This is a genomic window from Streptomyces sp. NPDC006372 (genome assembly GCF_040612515.1).
GTDB lineage: Bacteria > Actinomycetota > Actinomycetes > Streptomycetales > Streptomycetaceae > Streptomyces.
On sequence record NZ_JBEXQJ010000007.1, the window covers coordinates 190,797 to 207,024 of the forward strand.

A 16,228-nucleotide genomic window follows, 5' to 3' on the forward strand; every position below is an offset into this window, starting at 1 on the left:
GCCTCCTGTCAGTCGGTCAGTCGGTCTTCCCTCATCTCTGGCGGGCGGCGCGCCGGGCCAAACCCTTGCGGGCCGCCGGAGGCGTCACGAGCCTGGGGGTATGACGGACCACACCGCACGTCTTGACCACGTCGTCCTCTGGGTACGCGACCCGGTCGCCGCCGCCGACTTCTACGAGAAGGCCGTCGGCATGGAGACGCTCAGGCTCACCGAGTTCGCCGCGGGGCAGGCACCCTTCCCCTCCGTGCGCGTCAACGACGAGACCATCCTCGACCTCATGCCGCTGACCTTCGCCGAACGCATGACGATGCTGCCCGGTGCCGCCGACAGCGCGGGGCACCCCGTCAACCACGTCTGCCTGTCGCTGCCCCGCCAGGACTTCGACGCGCTCCTGAGCCGCCTCGAGGAACGCTCCGTGCCGGTGTCGGACCTCTCGTACGACTCCTTCGGAGCCCGGGGCAAGTCCACGCGCAGCTTCTACTTCCGTGACCCGGACGGAAACGTCTTCGAGGCACGGCACTACGACTGACCGGGACCGCGGCCTCAGAAGAGAGGCTCGGGCAGCACCCCTTCCAGGGCGAGCAGCTTCCGCTTCGTCTCCAGACCGCCCCCGAAGCCGCCGATGCCGCCCCCGCTCTCGACGACCCGGTGACACGGCACGACCACCGGCAGCGGGTTGGCGCCCATCGCCGTGCCCACCGCCTGGGCGGCTCCCGGCTGACCGACCCGCCCGGCCAGATCGCCGTACCCGACGACGGTGCCGTACGGCACGCCTGAGGCCAGTTCGCGCAGGACCTCCCGGTTGAAGCCGGAGATCAGCGACCAGTCCAGCGGCAGGTCGAAATCGCGGCGCCGACCCGCGAAGTACCCCTCGACCTGGCGTATCGCCTCGGCCAGCAGCGGAGAGCCGGGCGCCTCGACGGGCTCGGTGCCGAACCGCGACGCCAGCCGCTCGACCGCCCGGTCCCGCACCGCGTCCGTGGCGTGGAACACGACGTTGACCAGGCCGTCCCGACTCGCGGCCAGCAGCAACGGCCCGATTCCGCTCTCGACGACCGCCCACACGACCCGCGGCTCGACCTGCCCCTGACTGTCCATGCGCCCACGGTACGACCCGCCACTGACAACGCCCCGCGTCCGCGGCCTCACCAGCGGGAATAGCCTCCCACGGCCTCCCGCACCACGTCCGGCCTGTTCGTGATGATCCCGTCTACGCCGTACCGGGCGACCCGCCGGGCCGTCGCCGCGTCGTCCACCGTCCAGGCGAAGACCTCCATCGGACTGCCGTGCGGCCCGTCGAACGCCTGGACGGAGGAGACGTACGCCGTGGAGAGGGTGCTGTACGAGGGATTGATCTGGTCGGCGAAATCGGCGTAGTCCGGCAGGTCCCGCACCGGCGGTGTGCCGAGCAGGCCGGTTTTCACGCCGGGCTTCAGCTCGTGCACCGCCCGCACGCTGCCCGCGCTGAAACTCTGCACGATCAGCCGGTCCGCCAGGTGCGACCGGTCGAGCCAGCCCTCGTTGCTGAGGACCTTCAGCGTCTGCTGCTCGATGCCCTGATACAGCTCCGGGTTCTTGATCTCCAGAAGCAGCTTCTGGTGATGCCGCTCGACACGGTGCACGAACTGCTTCAGCGTCGGCACACGCGCGCCCGCGTACGCGGGACTGAACCAGCTGCCCGCGTCGAGACGGGCGATCTCGGCGGCGGTGAAGTCCTTCACCTTCCAGGGAGCCCGGCCGGGGAAGACCTCCTCGGCATCGGTGGTCCGCCGCAGATTGTCGTCGTGGACGACGACGAGCTCACCGTCCGAGGTCCGCTGGACGTCGTTCTCCACCCAGCCGATGCCCAGCTCGGCCGCCTTGTCCACGGCGGCCAGCGTGTTCTCCGGCGCGTACGCCGAGCCACCGCGGTGCGCGATGACCAGCGGTGCCGTGCGGGCGTCGGCCGCGGCCGCGGGGGAGACGGGGAAGAGGAGGCCGGCGGTCCCCAGGAGTGCGGTGGTGGAGGCGGCAACAGCGCGCGCGTGCATGCGTACTCCTCACGTCGAGCGATCACGTTACAGACAGCTCAACTCTGACAGCAGAGGGTCAACGCGAGAGGGGTACAGGATGGCCACAGGTTGAACGGAGATGACCCCACTCCGCTCACTGGTGCCGCACAACTGGGGCAGGGCCGTGTTTCTTTGCCGGAAAGTCGTTCGACCATTCCGGTGGGGGTCATACTCTCTGCGTCAACCCTGACCGCTGTGCGGTCCTGGGAGGGGGCGCACATCAGGAATTCCGGGACGCAAAGGGCGGGAAGGGCAGCCGCGCATGCAGGGCACGGTCGACGGATTCAGCTACGGCCTGGTCACACCCCTGGTGGCCTACCTCATGGCCTGCTTGGGAGGCGCCCTGGGCCTGCGCTGCACCACCAGATCCATGCTCGTCGCCCAGTCCTGGCGCCCCGGCTGGCTCGCCCTGGGCTCGGCCGCCATCGGCTCCGGCATATGGACCATGCACTTCGTCGCGATGATGGGGTTCACCGTCAGCGGGACCCCGATCCACTACGACAAGTCGATGACCTTCGCGAGCCTGGCCGTCGCGATCGTGATGGTGGGCGTCGGGATCTTCATCGTCGGCTACAAGGGAGCCCGGGGGACGGCCCTGTTCACCGGGGGCACCATCACGGGCCTGGGCATCGCGTCGATGCACTACCTCGGCATGGCCAGCATGCGCCTGGACGGGAAGCTCGAGTACAACACGTTCACCGTCGGCATCTCCGTCGCGATCGCCATGGGCGCTGCCACCGCCGCCCTGTGGGCGGCCGGCCAGGTCAGGGGATTCCTGTGGAGCGTCGGCGCCAGCCTCGTGATGGGGCTCGCGGTCACCGGCATGCACTACACCGGCATGGCGGCCCTCGACGTCCACGTGCACGGCACGGCCGCACCCACCACGGGCGAGTCGCCCGCCTCCCTGCTCGCGCCCATGCTGATCGGACCGCTCGCCTTCCTCCTCCTCGCGGGCGTCGTGGTGATGTTCGACCCGCTGATGGTCATGGGCAAGCCCACCGTCGCCCCCGTCGAGCACAAGCCCGGCATCCCGGCCCACACCCACAGCGCCGCCCACCACAACCCCCGCCGCCTGCGGTTCCGCCCCCGCCGCCCGGTGGCGCACCGAGGCTCCCGAACCCCGCAGAACCGCTGATCGGAGCCCGTTGTCAGTGCGGGGTCGTACGGTGGATTCCATGCGGCCCGTTTCCCACATCGAACGCACGGTGGCGCCCATCGAGGTCGTCAGCCCCTACCAGCCGAACGGCGACCAGCCGACGGCCATCGCCGAGCTGGCCCGGCGCATCCAGGCAGGCGAGAAGGACGTCGTCCTCCTCGGCGCGACCGGCACCGGCAAGTCCGCCACCACCGCGTGGATGATCGAGAAGCTCCAGCGCCCCACGCTCGTGATGGCGCCGAACAAGACGCTGGCCGCCCAGCTGGCGAACGAGTTCCGCGAGCTGCTCCCGAACAACGCGGTCGAGTACTTCGTCTCGTACTACGACTACTACCAGCCCGAGGCCTACGTCCCGCAGTCGGACACCTACATCGAGAAGGACTCCTCGATCAACGAGGAGGTCGAGCGCCTGCGCCACTCCGCGACCAACTCGCTGCTCACCCGCCGCGACGTCGTCGTGGTCGCCTCGGTATCCTGCATCTACGGCCTCGGCACCCCGCAGGAGTACGTGGACCGCATGGTCCCCCTCAAGGTCGGCGAGGAGATCGACCGCGACGAGCTGCTGCGCCGCTTCGTGGACATCCAGTACACGCGCAACGACATGGCGTTCACCCGCGGCACCTTCCGCGTCCGCGGCGACACCATCGAGATCTTCCCGGTCTACGAGGAGCTGGCCGTCCGCATCGAGATGTTCGGCGACGAGATCGAGGCGCTGTCCACCCTGCACCCGATCACCGGCGAGATCATCAGCGACGACGAGCAGCTGTACGTCTTCCCGGCCTCCCACTACGTCGCCGGCCCCGAGCGCATGGAGCGGGCCGTCAACGACATCGAGAAGGAGCTCGGCGAGCGCCTGGCGGAGCTGGAGAAGCAGGGCAAGCTCCTGGAGGCCCAGCGCCTCAGGATGCGCACCACCTACGACATCGAGATGCTCCGCCAGATCGGCACCTGCTCCGGCGTGGAGAACTACTCGATGCACTTCGACGGCCGCCTGCCCGGCTCCCCGCCCAACACCCTGCTGGACTACTTCCCGGACGACTTCCTGCTCGTCATCGACGAGTCGCACGTCACCGTCCCGCAGATCGGCGCCATGTACGAGGGCGACGCCTCCCGCAAGCGCACCCTCGTCGACCACGGCTTCCGGCTGCCCTCGGCCCTGGACAACCGCCCCCTGAAGTGGGAGGAGTTCCAGGAGCGCATCGGCCAGACGGTCTATCTGTCGGCCACCCCCGGGAACTACGAGATGTCCCGCTCGGACGGGGTCGTCGAGCAGATCATCCGCCCCACCGGCCTCGTCGACCCGGAGGTCGTCGTCAAGCCCACCGAGGGCCAGATCGACGACCTGGTGCACGAGATCCGGCAGCGCACCGAGAAGGACGAGCGCGTCCTGGTCACCACCCTCACCAAGAAGATGGCCGAGGACCTCACGGACTACTTCCTGGAGCTGGGCATCCAGGTGCGCTATCTGCACAGCGACGTCGACACCCTGCGCCGTGTCGAACTGCTCCGTGAACTGCGCTCCGGCGAGTACGACGTGCTGGTCGGCATCAACCTCCTGCGGGAGGGGCTCGACCTGCCCGAGGTGTCCCTCGTGGCGATCCTGGACGCCGACAAGGAGGGCTTCCTGCGCTCCGGCACCTCCCTGATCCAGACCATCGGCCGCGCCGCGCGCAATGTCTCCGGCCAGGTGCACATGTACGCCGACAAGATCACTCCGGCGATGGAGAAGGCCATCGAGGAGACCAACCGGCGCCGGGAGAAGCAGATCGCGTACAACACGGAGCAGGGCATCGACCCCCAGCCGCTTCGCAAGAAGATCAACGACATCGTCGCCCAGATCGCCCGCGAGGACGTCGACACCGAGCAGCTGCTCGGCACGGGCTACCGCAAGGGGCGGAAGGACGGCGGGGGCACCAAGGCACCCGTGCCGTCCCTCGGCGGCAAGGCGGCCGAGGCCACCAAGGCCGCCAAGGGCAAGGGCAGGTCCAAGGAAACGGTGCCGACCGACCGTCCCGCGGCCGAACTCGCCGAGCAGATCGAGGAGCTCACGACGCGCATGCGGGCCGCCGCCGCGGAGCTCCAGTTCGAGATCGCGGCCCGGCTGCGCGACGAGGTCTCCGAGATGAAGAAGGAACTGCGCCAGATGAAGGAGGCCGGACTGGCCTGACAGCGCACCGCGTACGCGCAGTGTTGCAAGACCGACACAAAGTGCGGACCGGGGTACGGCACTGTCAGTCCCCCTGCGTAGGGTTCTGATCAACCGCGACTTCGCGGCAACAGGGGACGTTCGAGAGGGGAATCAGCGCGTGACCGTCAACATGACCAAGGGTCAGGCCATCAGTCTGCAGAAGAACGACGGTGGCAGCCTGACCGCGGTGCGCATGGGTCTCGGCTGGCAGGCGGCCCCCCGGCGCGGCCTGTTCGGCTCGCGTACGCGTGAGATCGACCTCGACGCGTCCGCCGTCCTGTTCGCGGACAAGCAGCCGGTCGACGTCGTCTTCTTCCGCCACCTGGTGAGTGACGACGGCTCGGTGCGCCACACCGGCGACAACCTCGTCGGCGGTGTCGGCCAGGGCGGCGACGACGAGGCGATCCTCGTCGACCTCTCGCGTGTCCCGGTCCACATCGACCAGATCGTCTTCACCGTGAACTCCTTCACGGGCCAGACGTTCCAGGAGGTGCAGAACGCGTTCTGCCGCCTGGTCGACGAGACCAACGGCCAGGAGCTCGCCCGCTACACGCTGGCCGGCGGCGGTCAGTACACGGCCCAGATCATGGCCAAGGTGCACCGTTCGGGTCAGGGCTGGAGCATGACGGCCCTCGGCAACCCGGCCAACGGCCGTACCTTCCAGGACCTGATGCCGGCGATCCTGCCCGTCCTCTAGGACCCCGGGCCAGGCGGCCCGGGCAGGCCGTCGAGGGGCACACGACACCAGACAACGACACAGGGGGACGAAGGCGATGACGGCCGAGCTGGTGCGGGGGCAGAACCACCCGCTCTCCCAGGTCCGTCTCGAGATCAGGGTCTCGGCCGGCACGCCGATCGTGGCCGCGGCCGCGCTCAGTGACGAGAACGGCAGAATCCGCGGCGTGGAGTGGGTGGCCCACCCGGGCGCCCCCACCCAGCCGGGGCTCGAGGTCTCCCGGCAGGCCGCCGCCGACCACCGGCTCGCGGTGGACCTGGGTGCCGTGCCGGAGGCCGTCCACCGTGTCAGCGTGCTGCTCGCCCTGCCCTCGGGTGGACCGGGTCCCGTGCGGTTCGGGGCCGTGGCCGCGCCGTTCGTCGCCGTCACCGGCCTCGACGGCGGCGAGATCGCCGGCTACACCATCACCGGTCTGGACACCGAGTCCGCGGTCGTCGCCCTGGAGCTGTACCGCCGGCAGGGCGCCTGGAAGGTCCGGGCGATCGGCCAGGGGTACGCGGGCGGCCTCGCCGAACTCCTCACCGACCAGGGACTGCCGCAGGCCCAGCAGCTCGCCGGCAGCATCGACGACGCGGTGGCCCAGGGCCTGACCCGCTCGGTGCAGGCGCCCCCGCCCCGAACGGCGGACGGCGACCGCTCCCGGCAGGCGGCCGCCCCGGCCCTCGGCCCGGACCAGAGCGGCACCGCTCCCCAGGGCGTACCCCCGGTCTCCCCCTACGGCGGGCAGACCCCCGGCGCGCCGGGACAGCCCGCACCACCGCCGCCGGCGTATCCCCCCGGCGCACCGGACCCCTCCTCCGTCACCCAGCCCTCCGCACCCACGGCGGGCGGCGGCCCGATCGACTACAGCCACCCGCGCCGCCAGAACACCGCCCCGCCCCCGCCTCCGCCCACCGCACCCCCGGCCGCACCCGGGCAGCCCGCACAGCCCGTCGCGGGCGACGCGACCGGCTGGTCCATGGACGAGCGGCTCTACAACCAGGTGTGGGGCATGTTCGAGGACCTCGCCCGCACCACCGCCGCCTATCGCAGCGCCGTGGACTTCGCCGAGTCACGCATGGACAAGGAGCTGGAGCAGCTCCTGTCCGACCCGCGCAGCCGGATCGGCGGTCAGGGAGACGCCGCCCGTGAGGCGGCCCGGGCCCGGCACGCCCAGCTCGTCGCCCAGGCCAGGGAGGCCTTCGACCGGGACCTTGCCCAGCTCACGGCGGAAACCGAGGTCGTCGAACCGGCCCTGCCGCCGGCGTATGCCCGCTGGGACAACCCCGTGTGGCACGCCTACCGCGTACCGATGGAGATTCCCATGGCTCTGCGCCTGGGCGACCTCCATCTCCCCGAGGCCGACCGGATCCGCATCCCGATGCTGGTCCGGCTGCCGCTGGAGCGCGGTCTGTGGATCGACAGCGGCCGGACCGCGTCCTTCGACGGTTCGCTCACCGACGCGCACGCCATGGGACGTCTGGCCATGGAGACGGCGGTCGCGCACGCGGCCCGGCTGCTCGCGGTGTACCCGGCGGGCGAGTTCACCGTCCACGTCATCGACCCGGCCGGTTCAGGGGGACAACCGCTGGTGCCCCTCGTGCAGAGCGGTGTGCTCGCGGCCCCGCCCGCGCTCGGCGCCGCAGGGGTGGCCGACGTGCTGGCCCGGCTCACCCAGCGGGTCGACCTGGTGCAGATGGCGGTGCGGGGCGGCGCCGCCGACTCCCTCCCGCCGGGCTTCGACACCTCGCAGCAGCTGCTGATCGTCAACGACTTCCCGCACGGCTTCGACGACCGGGCCGTGAACCAGCTGCGCTACCTCGCCGACGAGGGCCCCGCCTTCGGCGTCCACCTGATGATGGTGGCCGACCGGGAGGAGTCCTCCGCCTACGGACCGTTGCTCGACCCGCTGTGGCGTTCGCTGCTGCGACTGACCCCGGTGGCCGACGACCACCTGGCCGACCCGTGGGTCGGTCACGCCTGGACGTACGAGCCCTCGCTCGTGCCGCCGGGCAGCCAGGTGCTCCAGCAGGTGCTCAGCCAGGTCGCGGCCGCCCGCACCAAGTACACGTAAAGGGCCACTGACCAGGCGCTTTTCCCTTTCTTTTGCCGAGCGCTTTACCTTTTCTTGGTGATTGCGGTACTGTTGTCGGCACGGAGGGGAGTACTCCCTGTCTGCTGCGGCGTTCCCGTCAATACGGATCAGGCCAGATCCCGGGGCGTCGGCCCATCCTTGGGTGGAAGAGACCTCCGGCAGCGACGACGCTGACATTTGCCGTTAACGACTGCCGGAGGCGCAGTGGATGTTTCCGTGACCCTATGGGTCCTGACGATCGTGGGCCTCGCCGCCCTGATCGCGGTCGACTTCTTCATCGGCCGCAAGCCGCACGACGTGTCGATCAAGGAAGCCGGGATCTGGACGATCGTCTGGATCGTCCTGGCCGCGCTCTTCGGGCTCGGCCTGCTCCTCTTCGGCGGCGGCCAGCCCGCCGGTGAGTTCTTCGCGGGCTTCATCACCGAGAAGTCGCTGAGCGTCGACAACCTCTTCGTCTTCGTCCTGATCATGGCGAAGTTCGCGGTGCCCTCGCAGTATCAGCAGCGTGTGCTGCTGATCGGTGTCCTCATAGCCCTGGTCCTGCGGGCCATCTTCATCGCCGCCGGTGCGGCGATCCTCGCCAGCTTCTCGTGGGTGTTCTACATCTTCGGCGCCTTCCTCATCTGGACCGCCTGGAAGCTCATCCAGGAGGCCCGCGCGGACGAGGAGGACGAGGACTGGGAGGAGAACAAGCTGCTCAAGGCCGCCGAGCGCCGCTTCGGTGTGGCCGACCGCTACCACGGCACCAAGCTGTGGATCCAGGAGAACGGCAAGCGGGTCATGACCCCGATGCTGGTCGTGATGCTCGCGATCGGCACCACGGACGTGCTGTTCGCCCTGGACTCCATTCCGGCGATCTTCGGCCTGACGCAGGACCCGTACATCGTCTTCACGGCCAACGCGTTCGCCCTGATGGGCCTGCGCCAGCTGTACTTCCTCATCGGCGGCCTGCTGAAGAAGCTGGTCCACCTCAGCTACGGCCTGTCGATCATCCTGGGCTTCATCGGAGTGAAGCTGGTGCTCCACGCTCTGCACGAGTCCGGGGTGCACGTCCCCGAGATCAGCATTCCGGTCTCGCTCGGCGTGATCTGTGCCGTCCTGATCGTCACCACGATCACCAGCCTGCGGGCTTCCAAGAAGCAGGCGGCGGCCGAGGCGGCGCAGGGGCAGAGCGGAAGCGCTCCGAAGGACAGCATCGACGTCTGACCACGTCGGACGTAGGAACAACCATCACCGGGACCGGTGCGCGGCGAGTTGCCGACCACCGGTCCCGGTGCTTGTGGCTCGAAAGGCCCGCACGACCGGAGTGCGGGCCCCCCGGGCGTCTGCGACGATCAACTCCATGACCGCTCGGCGCAGGCCGCTCACGACGCAGTGGACGACCCTGGTGCCGTTGCTCGCGGTCGTGCTGCTCGTCCTCACCTGGGGGCGTGATCTGCCCGGCGTGATCGTCGCGCTGGTGACCCTGGTCCTCGCGGGAGCCGTCCTCGCCGCCGTGCACCATGCCGAGGTGGTGGCGCACCGGGTCGGCGAACCCTTCGGATCCCTCGTGCTGGCCATCGCCGTCACGATCATCGAGGTCGCCCTCATCGTCACCCTGATGGCCGACGGCGGGGACAAGACCTCGACACTGGCCCGCGACACGGTCTTCGCAGCCGTGATGATCACCTGCAACGGCATCGTCGGCCTCTGCCTCCTGGTCGCCTCCCTGCGGCACGGCACGGCCGTCTTCAACCCCGAGGGCACCGGCGCCGCGCTCGCGACCGTCGCGACCCTGGCGACGCTCAGCCTGGTCCTGCCTACGTTCACCACGAGCAAGCCCGGCCCGGAGTTCTCCACCGTCCAGCTGACGTTCGCCGCGCTCTCCTCACTGGTCCTGTACGGCCTGTTCGTCGCGACGCAGACCGTGCGGCACCGGGACTACTTCCTGCCGATCACCCGGCACGGCGAGGTGATCACCTCGGAGGAGCACGCCGAGGCACCGACGGCCCGCACCGCCCTGATCAGTCTCGGGCTGCTGGGCCTGGCGCTGATCGGCGTGGTCGGTCTGGCCAAAGGGGTCTCGCCCACCATCGAGTCCGGGGTGGCGGCAGCCGGGCTGCACCAGGCCGTCGTCGGCGTGATCATCGCGTTGCTGGTGCTGCTTCCGGAGAGCATCGCCGCGCTGCGCTCCGCCCGCCGCGACCGGGTGCAGACCAGCCTGAACCTCGCCCTCGGCTCGGCCATGGCCAGCATCGGACTGACCATTCCCGCGGTCGCGCTCGCGTCCGTGTGGCTCTCCGGCCCGCTGGTGCTCGGTCTCGGCGCCACGCACATGTTGCTGCTCGCCCTGACCGTGGTGGTGGCCTCGCTGACCGTGGTGCCGGGCCGGGCCACGCCGCTCCAGGGCGGGGTCCATCTGGTGCTGTTCGCGGCCTATCTGGAGCTCGCCGTCAACCCGTAGCCGCCTCCGCCCCCGCCGCCGCGGGAACCGGACGGGTCTCCGGCAGCAGCGCGAAGCACCCCAGGCTGAGCAGCGCGATCGCCGTCAGATAGGCGGCCACGCCCCAGGGCACCCGCCCGCCCTGCTCGGCGAGCGCCGTCGCCACGATCGGGGTGAGCGCGCCGCCGATCACCCCGCCGAGGTTGTATCCGACGGCGGCGCCCGTGCAGCGCACCCGCGGCGCGTACAGCTCCGGCAGATACGCCGCGATCACGGCGAACATCGTGATGAACGCGAGCATCGCCCCGAGAAAGCCGAGGAACATCGGCAGCGGATCGCCGGTGGCGAGGAGCACGACCATCGGGAACATCCACAGGGCGGCGGCCGCGCACCCGGCAAGGCACAGGGGACGCCGGCCGTAGTGATCCCCGAGCACCGCCGCCAGTGGCGTGAGCGCGCCCTTCACCACCACCGCGGCCATGATGCAGGTCAGCATGACACTGCGGCTCACCCCCAGCTGCTCCGTGCCGTAGGCGAGCGACCAGGTCGTCACCGCGTAGAAGATCGCGTAGCCGATCGCGAGCGCCCCACCGGTCAGCAGGAGCAGGCGCCAGTGGTCACGCAGGACCTCGGCCAGCGGCACGCGCGCGTGGTCGTCGATCTCCAGGAAACGAGGGCTCTCGGCGAGCGAGGAGCGCAGCCACAGCCCCACGACGGCCAGCACCCCCGCCGCCCAGAACGGCACCCGCCACCCCCACGCCGCGAACTGGGCCTCGGACAGCGTCGCCGACAGCCCCAGCACCACACCGTTGGCGAGCAGGAACCCCAGCGCCGGCCCGACCTGCGGGAAGCTCGACCACAGCCCGCGCCGTCCGGCGGGCGCGTGCTCCACCGTCAGCAGCACCGCCCCGCCCCACTCCCCGCCGAGCCCGAGACCCTGGAGGAAACGCAGGACCAGGAGCAGCAGAGGAGCGGCCACGCCGATCGCGCTGTACGTCGGCACACAGCCCACCGCGACCGTGGAGGCGCCGGTGAGCAGCAGGGAGGCGACGAGGACCGGCCGCCGTCCCCGCCGGTCCCCGATGTGCCCGAACAGCACCGACCCCAGGGGCCGTGCCACGAAGCCCACGCCGAAGGTGGCGAAGGCGGCCAGCGTCCCCGCCACCGGCGAGAAGGTCGGGAAGAACAGCGGTCCCAGGATCAGGGCCGCCGCGGTCCCGTAGACGAAGAAGTCGTAGAACTCGATGGCCGTGCCGGCGAGCGAGGCGGCCGCCAGGCGCGGCATGGAAGGTGCCCTTACGGTGCGTACGTCGTGCATGCCGCGTCAACTACCCACGGTGACGGTGGGTTACGGGGGCGCGTGGAGGGCCCGGGGGGTCCTCAGTACGTGACCGTGATGCGCCGGGCAGGACCGTCCACACGTACGGTGCCGCCGTACGGGATCACCAGTTGTGGATCGGTGTGTCCGAAGTCGACGTCGAAGACGATCGTGGTGCCAGGGGCGTAGGCGCGCAGGGCGCGCAGCACCGCCGCACGCTGGTCGGACGCGTAACGGGCGGCTTCCTCCGGGCTGTTGGGCCGCTCGAAGGACCAGGTCTTCGGGCGGCCCATCAGCAGGGCCGAGGAGCGCCGGAGCAGCCCGCGTTCGCCCATGTTCCGCAGGGTGGAGAAGACCTCCGTGGCGCTCGGCATGTCCTCCGAGGTCTCCAGGAGCAGCACACCGCCGTCGTACTCGGACAGGTCGCGCGCGATCTCGCGGTCGGCCATGAGCAGCCGGCCGACGATCTCCAGGCAGCCGCCCCAGCTACGGCCCTCGACCACCCGGTCCGGGTTGACCCAGGTCCAGCCGGTCCCCGGCCGTGTCTCCGGTTCGGCGTCGAAGGTCGCCGGATCCGCCCAGTCCCGGTCGACGTCACGCCACCGCTCGGCGGGGCGCAGCTCGTACGGTCCGGAGGTGAACAGGGCCGCCCGCAAGGACTCGGCCGTCAGCGGATGCATGGCCCCGGGGCGGCCCAGTTCGCACATCACGCTCCCGCCGTGGAAGCCGACGATGCCGCAGGTGCGCAGGAACGCGAGCAGGTTCGTGTTGTCGCTCATCCCGAAGAACGGCTTCGGGTTGGCCCGTATCAACTCCCGGTCCAGGTGCGGCAGCACCGTGATCTGGTCGTCCCCGCCGATCGACGCGATGATCGCCTTGATGTCCGGGTCCGCGAAGGCGGCGTGGATGTCGTCGGCCCGCTCCTCGGGCGTGGCGCCCATCGTGCGGGTCGCCGGGTACTCGACCGGCTCCAGCCCGTACTCCTTGCGCAGCCGCTCCAGGCCCAGCTCGTAGGGGAGCGGGAAGAGCCCCGGCAGACCGGACGACGGTGAGATCACGGCGATGCGGTCACCAGGGGACGGCTTGGGCGGGTAGCTCGGGCTGGTCAGGCTCGTCATGCCGGGAGGCTACGGCCCGGCGACCCTCCGGCGCACCGTGATAAACCGGCTGTGAGCAGCGGTCCGCCACGGGCCGCCCGACCCCGACCGGACCGGAGGAACCGTGCCCCGCACCCTGGCCAACGCCCCGATCATGATCCTCAACGGCCCCAACCTGAACCTGCTCGGCCAGCGCCAGCCGGAGATCTACGGTTCCGACACCCTCGCCGACGTCGAGACCCTGTGCGCCAAGGCGGCGGCCGCGCACGGCGGCACGGTCGACTTCCGCCAGTCCAACCACGAGGGCGAACTCGTCGACTGGATCCACGAGGCGCGGCTGAACCACTGCGGGATCGTGATCAATCCGGGCGCCTACTCGCACACCTCCGTCGCCATCCTGGATGCGCTCAACACCTGCGACGGCATGCCGGTGTTGGAGGTCCACATCTCCAACATCCACAAGCGCGAGTCGTTCCGGCACCACTCCTACGTGTCGCTGCGCGCCGACGGGGTCATCGCGGGCTGCGGGGTGCAGGGGTACGTGTTCGGCGTGGAGCGGGTCGCGGCGCTGGCGGGGGCGGGCACGGCAGACACGTGACCCGGTGAAGGCAAGCCCCGCAGACCCTGGCGGGCGCCCCTTACAGCCGTCCCGCCTCCACGACCCGCCGCAGGAAGCGCCGAGTGCGCTCCTGCCGCGGCTCCCCGAAGACCTGCTCGGCCGTGCCGCGTTCCAGCACCACACCGCCCTCCAGGAAGCACACCTGGTCGGCGACCTCCCTCGCGAAGCCCATCTCGTGCGTGGCCAGCACCATGGTCATGCCCTCGTCCTTCAGCCCGCGGACGACGGCGAGGACCTCGCCCACCAGCTCCGGATCGAGGGCGGCGGTGATCTCGTCGAACAGCAGCAGCCGGGGCCGGACGGCCAGGGCGCGGACGATCGCCACCCGCTGCTGCTGGCCGCCGCTCAGCCGGTCCGGATACTCGTCCGCCTTGCCGCCCAGCCCGAGCCGCTCCAGCAGCTCACGTGAGCGTGCCTCGGCCTCGGCCCGGGGCACGCCGTGCACCCGGCGCGGGGCGAGCGCGATGTTCTCCAGGACCGTCATGTGCGGGAACAGGTTGTACGCCTGGAACACCACGCCGATCCGGCGGCGCACGGTGTCCTGGTCGACGCGCGGGTCGGTGATCTCCTCGTCGTCCAGCCAGATCGCCCCGTCGTCGATCTCCTCCAGCAGGTTCGCGCAGCGCAGCAGCGTGGACTTGCCGGAGCCGGACGCGCCGATCAGCGCGGTGACCGTGTGCGGGGCGACCTCCAGGTCGATGTCCCGCAGCACGACCGAGCCGCCGAAGGTCTTGCGGACGGACTCCATCCGCAACACGGGCGTCTCGCTCATGTGGCTCCTCCCTGGGCCCGGCGGCGGTCCATCCGCGCTGTCACCCAGTCCGTGAGGCGGGTCATCGGGATGGTCAGCGCGACGAACACCAGACCGGCGACGATGTACGGCGTGTAGTTGAGGCTGCGGCCGACGATGATGTCGGCGGCCCGTACGGCGTCCACCGCCCCGCCGATCGACACCAGCCCGGTGTCCTTCTGCAGCGACACCAGGTCGTTCAGCAGCGGCGGCACCTGGCGGCGCACCGCCTGAGGCAGCACCACGTACCGCAGGGCCTGCCGGTTGCTGAGCCCGAGCGAGCGGGCCGCGGCGCGCTGCGAGGGGTGCACGGACTCGATGCCGGCCCGGAACACCTCGGCGACGTACGCCGAGTACGTCAGGGTGAGCGCGGCGCCGCCGAGCAGCACCGGGTCGACGGTCACGCCCTGGAGTCGCAGCGCCGGGACACCGAGGACCACGATCATCAGGTTGATGATGAGCGGCAGCCCCCGGAAGAAGTCGGTGTACGCGGCGGCCAGGGCCCGCAGCGGGAAGAACACCGGCCCGCGCAGCGTACGGGCGACGGCGATCAGCATGCCGAGGACGAGCACCGCGGCCCCGCAGACCAGCAGCAGCCGGACGTTCAGCCACAGCCCTTCGAGGACTTTGGGGAACGCCTCGCGCGCGTACCCCCCGTCGAAGAAGGTCTCCTTGGTGCGCGGCCAGCCCGGGGCATTGACGACGACCAGGTAGAGGACGGCTCCGGTGACCAGGGTCGAGAGAGCGGCGATCGCCGTGGCCCGGCGGGCCCGGGCACGCTTGTAGCGCTCGCGCTCGATCCGCCGCCGCGACGGGGCGTACGCGTCGCGCACGCCCTCCTCACCGGAGCCCTTGCCCGAGTCCGCCCCGGATTCCTCTTCGGTGACCGTCACTTGAGCACCGGAGCGTCGACGGCGTCCGACAGCCACTGCTGCTCGATCTTCGCGAGCGTGCCGTCCTCGCGGAGCGCGTCCACCGCGTCCGTCACGCACGGGGTGAGGGCGCTGCCCTTGTCGAGCACCAGACCGAACTGCTCCGGTGTGCCGCCCTGGTTCTCGAACTGGCCGACGATCGTCGCGTCGGTGACCTCGGCGCCTGTGATGTAGAAGGCGGTCGGCAGGTCGACCACGATGGCGTCGACCTGGCCGTTCTTCAGGGCGGACTTGGCCTGGTCGTTCTTGGCGAAGGCGGCGGCCTGCCGGGTCGGCTTCACCACGTTCTCGATGTAGTCGAGGCTGGTGGTGCCGACCTGGGCGCCCAGCTTCAAGCCCTTGAGACCGGCGATGCCCGTGGCCTTCGAGGCCTTGGTGCCCTTGAGTGCGACGACGGCCTGGCGCACGTCGTAGTAACCGGACGAGAAGTCCACGGCCTTCTTCCGCTCGGCGCTCACGGACACCTGGTTGATGTCGAAGTCGAAGGTCTTCTCGCCGGGTGCGAAGGCCTTGTTGAACGGGACGGTCTGCCAGACGACCCGGTCCTTGCCGTAGCCGAGCTGCCGGGCGACGGCGTAGGCGACCGCCGACTCGAATCCCTTGCCGTTCGCGGGATCGCCGTCCTTGAACCAGGGCTCATAGGCGGGTTCGTCGGTGGCGATGGTCAGCTTGCCCGAGGTCCGGGTGGCCTGCTCGCCCTTCTCGCAGGTGTTGTTCCCGGACGCCGAAGGCTTGTCCGACGCCTCCGGCTGCGGTGCACAACTCACGGCGGCGGCGAGGAGGACGACGGCCCATCCGCCCAGGAGCCGTCATCCTGCGCGGGGCTCCTTCCAGTTGACCGCTCA

The 16,228-nt window shown here is 70.3% G+C and carries 15 protein-coding genes; 8 read left to right on the top strand and 7 right to left on the bottom strand.

Features of this window, described 5'->3' with window-relative positions:
- Window positions 1-100: 100 nt before the first annotated feature.
- Entirely contained in the window at window positions 101-529 is a 429-nt protein-coding gene (locus ABZ016_RS14960) for a VOC family protein (protein ID WP_356917004.1), read from the top strand.
- A 14-nt stretch (window positions 530-543) separates the two neighbouring features.
- Here ABZ016_RS14960 and ABZ016_RS14965 read toward each other — a convergent pair whose 3' ends face one another.
- Window positions 544-1,098: a methylated-DNA--[protein]-cysteine S-methyltransferase gene (locus ABZ016_RS14965; RefSeq protein ID WP_356917005.1), complete on the bottom strand. Its 555-nt coding sequence runs from the start codon at window positions 1,096-1,098 to the stop codon at window positions 544-546.
- 47 nt (window positions 1,099-1,145) lie between these two features.
- Window positions 1,146-2,030: a glycerophosphodiester phosphodiesterase family protein gene (locus ABZ016_RS14970; protein ID WP_356917006.1), complete on the bottom strand. Its 885-nt coding sequence runs from the start codon at window positions 2,028-2,030 to the stop codon at window positions 1,146-1,148.
- 283 nt (window positions 2,031-2,313) lie between these two features.
- Here ABZ016_RS14970 and ABZ016_RS14975 point away from each other — a divergent pair, with 283 nt between their 5' ends.
- The 6 genes from ABZ016_RS14975 to ABZ016_RS15000 all read left to right on the top strand — a co-directional run bounded on the left by ABZ016_RS14975 (window position 2,314) and on the right by ABZ016_RS15000 (window position 10,648).
- The gene (locus tag ABZ016_RS14975; protein WP_356917007.1) at window positions 2,314-3,186 is read left to right on the top strand and encodes an MHYT domain-containing protein; all 873 of its coding nucleotides are present in this window, start codon (window positions 2,314-2,316) and stop codon (window positions 3,184-3,186) included.
- A 40-nt stretch (window positions 3,187-3,226) separates the two neighbouring features.
- Entirely contained in the window at window positions 3,227-5,374 is a 2,148-nt protein-coding gene (gene uvrB, locus ABZ016_RS14980) for an excinuclease ABC subunit UvrB (protein WP_356917008.1), read from the top strand.
- A 139-nt stretch (window positions 5,375-5,513) separates the two neighbouring features.
- Window positions 5,514-6,092 (top strand): TerD family protein, encoded by a 579-nt coding sequence (locus ABZ016_RS14985; RefSeq protein ID WP_356917009.1) that lies wholly within the window; start codon window positions 5,514-5,516, stop codon window positions 6,090-6,092.
- 76 nt (window positions 6,093-6,168) lie between these two features.
- On the top strand, window positions 6,169-8,184 hold the full coding sequence (locus tag ABZ016_RS14990; RefSeq protein WP_356917010.1) for a TerD family protein: 2,016 nt from the start codon (window positions 6,169-6,171) through the stop codon (window positions 8,182-8,184).
- Between the two features lie 225 nt (window positions 8,185-8,409).
- Complete coding sequence (locus tag ABZ016_RS14995; protein WP_356917011.1) at window positions 8,410-9,411, top strand: TerC/Alx family metal homeostasis membrane protein; 1,002 nt, start codon at window positions 8,410-8,412, stop codon at window positions 9,409-9,411.
- Between the two features lie 136 nt (window positions 9,412-9,547).
- Window positions 9,548-10,648 (top strand): ionic transporter y4hA, encoded by a 1,101-nt coding sequence (locus ABZ016_RS15000; RefSeq protein ID WP_356917012.1) that lies wholly within the window; start codon window positions 9,548-9,550, stop codon window positions 10,646-10,648.
- Here the strand turns inward: ABZ016_RS15000 and ABZ016_RS15005 are convergent.
- On the bottom strand, window positions 10,638-11,912 hold the full coding sequence (locus ABZ016_RS15005) for an MFS transporter (protein ID WP_356917013.1): 1,275 nt from the start codon (window positions 11,910-11,912) through the stop codon (window positions 10,638-10,640). The genes ABZ016_RS15000 and ABZ016_RS15005 overlap by 11 nt on opposite strands.
- Before the next feature lie 95 nt (window positions 11,913-12,007).
- Window positions 12,008-13,054 (bottom strand): S66 peptidase family protein, encoded by a 1,047-nt coding sequence (locus ABZ016_RS15010; RefSeq protein WP_356917085.1) that lies wholly within the window; start codon window positions 13,052-13,054, stop codon window positions 12,008-12,010.
- Between the two features lie 112 nt (window positions 13,055-13,166).
- On the opposite strand from ABZ016_RS15010, the gene aroQ reads away from it, so the two are divergent.
- Window positions 13,167-13,640 (top strand): type II 3-dehydroquinate dehydratase, encoded by a 474-nt coding sequence (gene aroQ / locus ABZ016_RS15015; RefSeq protein ID WP_356917014.1) that lies wholly within the window; start codon window positions 13,167-13,169, stop codon window positions 13,638-13,640.
- A gap of 40 nt (window positions 13,641-13,680) precedes the next feature.
- On the opposite strand, the gene ABZ016_RS15020 is transcribed toward aroQ, so the two are convergent.
- From ABZ016_RS15020 to ABZ016_RS15030, 3 genes are read right to left on the bottom strand one after another with little or no spacing between them, the layout of a single operon-like run.
- Complete coding sequence (locus ABZ016_RS15020; protein ID WP_356917015.1) at window positions 13,681-14,433, bottom strand: amino acid ABC transporter ATP-binding protein; 753 nt, start codon at window positions 14,431-14,433, stop codon at window positions 13,681-13,683.
- Window positions 14,430-15,344: an amino acid ABC transporter permease gene (locus ABZ016_RS15025; RefSeq protein ID WP_356917016.1), complete on the bottom strand. Its 915-nt coding sequence runs from the start codon at window positions 15,342-15,344 to the stop codon at window positions 14,430-14,432. Before ABZ016_RS15025 ends, ABZ016_RS15020 begins: the two co-directional genes overlap by 4 nt.
- Window positions 15,341-16,186, bottom strand: a complete 846-nt coding sequence (locus ABZ016_RS15030; RefSeq protein ID WP_356917086.1) for an ABC transporter substrate-binding protein — start codon at window positions 16,184-16,186, stop codon at window positions 15,341-15,343. Before ABZ016_RS15030 ends, ABZ016_RS15025 begins: the two co-directional genes overlap by 4 nt.
- Between the last annotated feature and the right edge of the window lie 42 nt (window positions 16,187-16,228).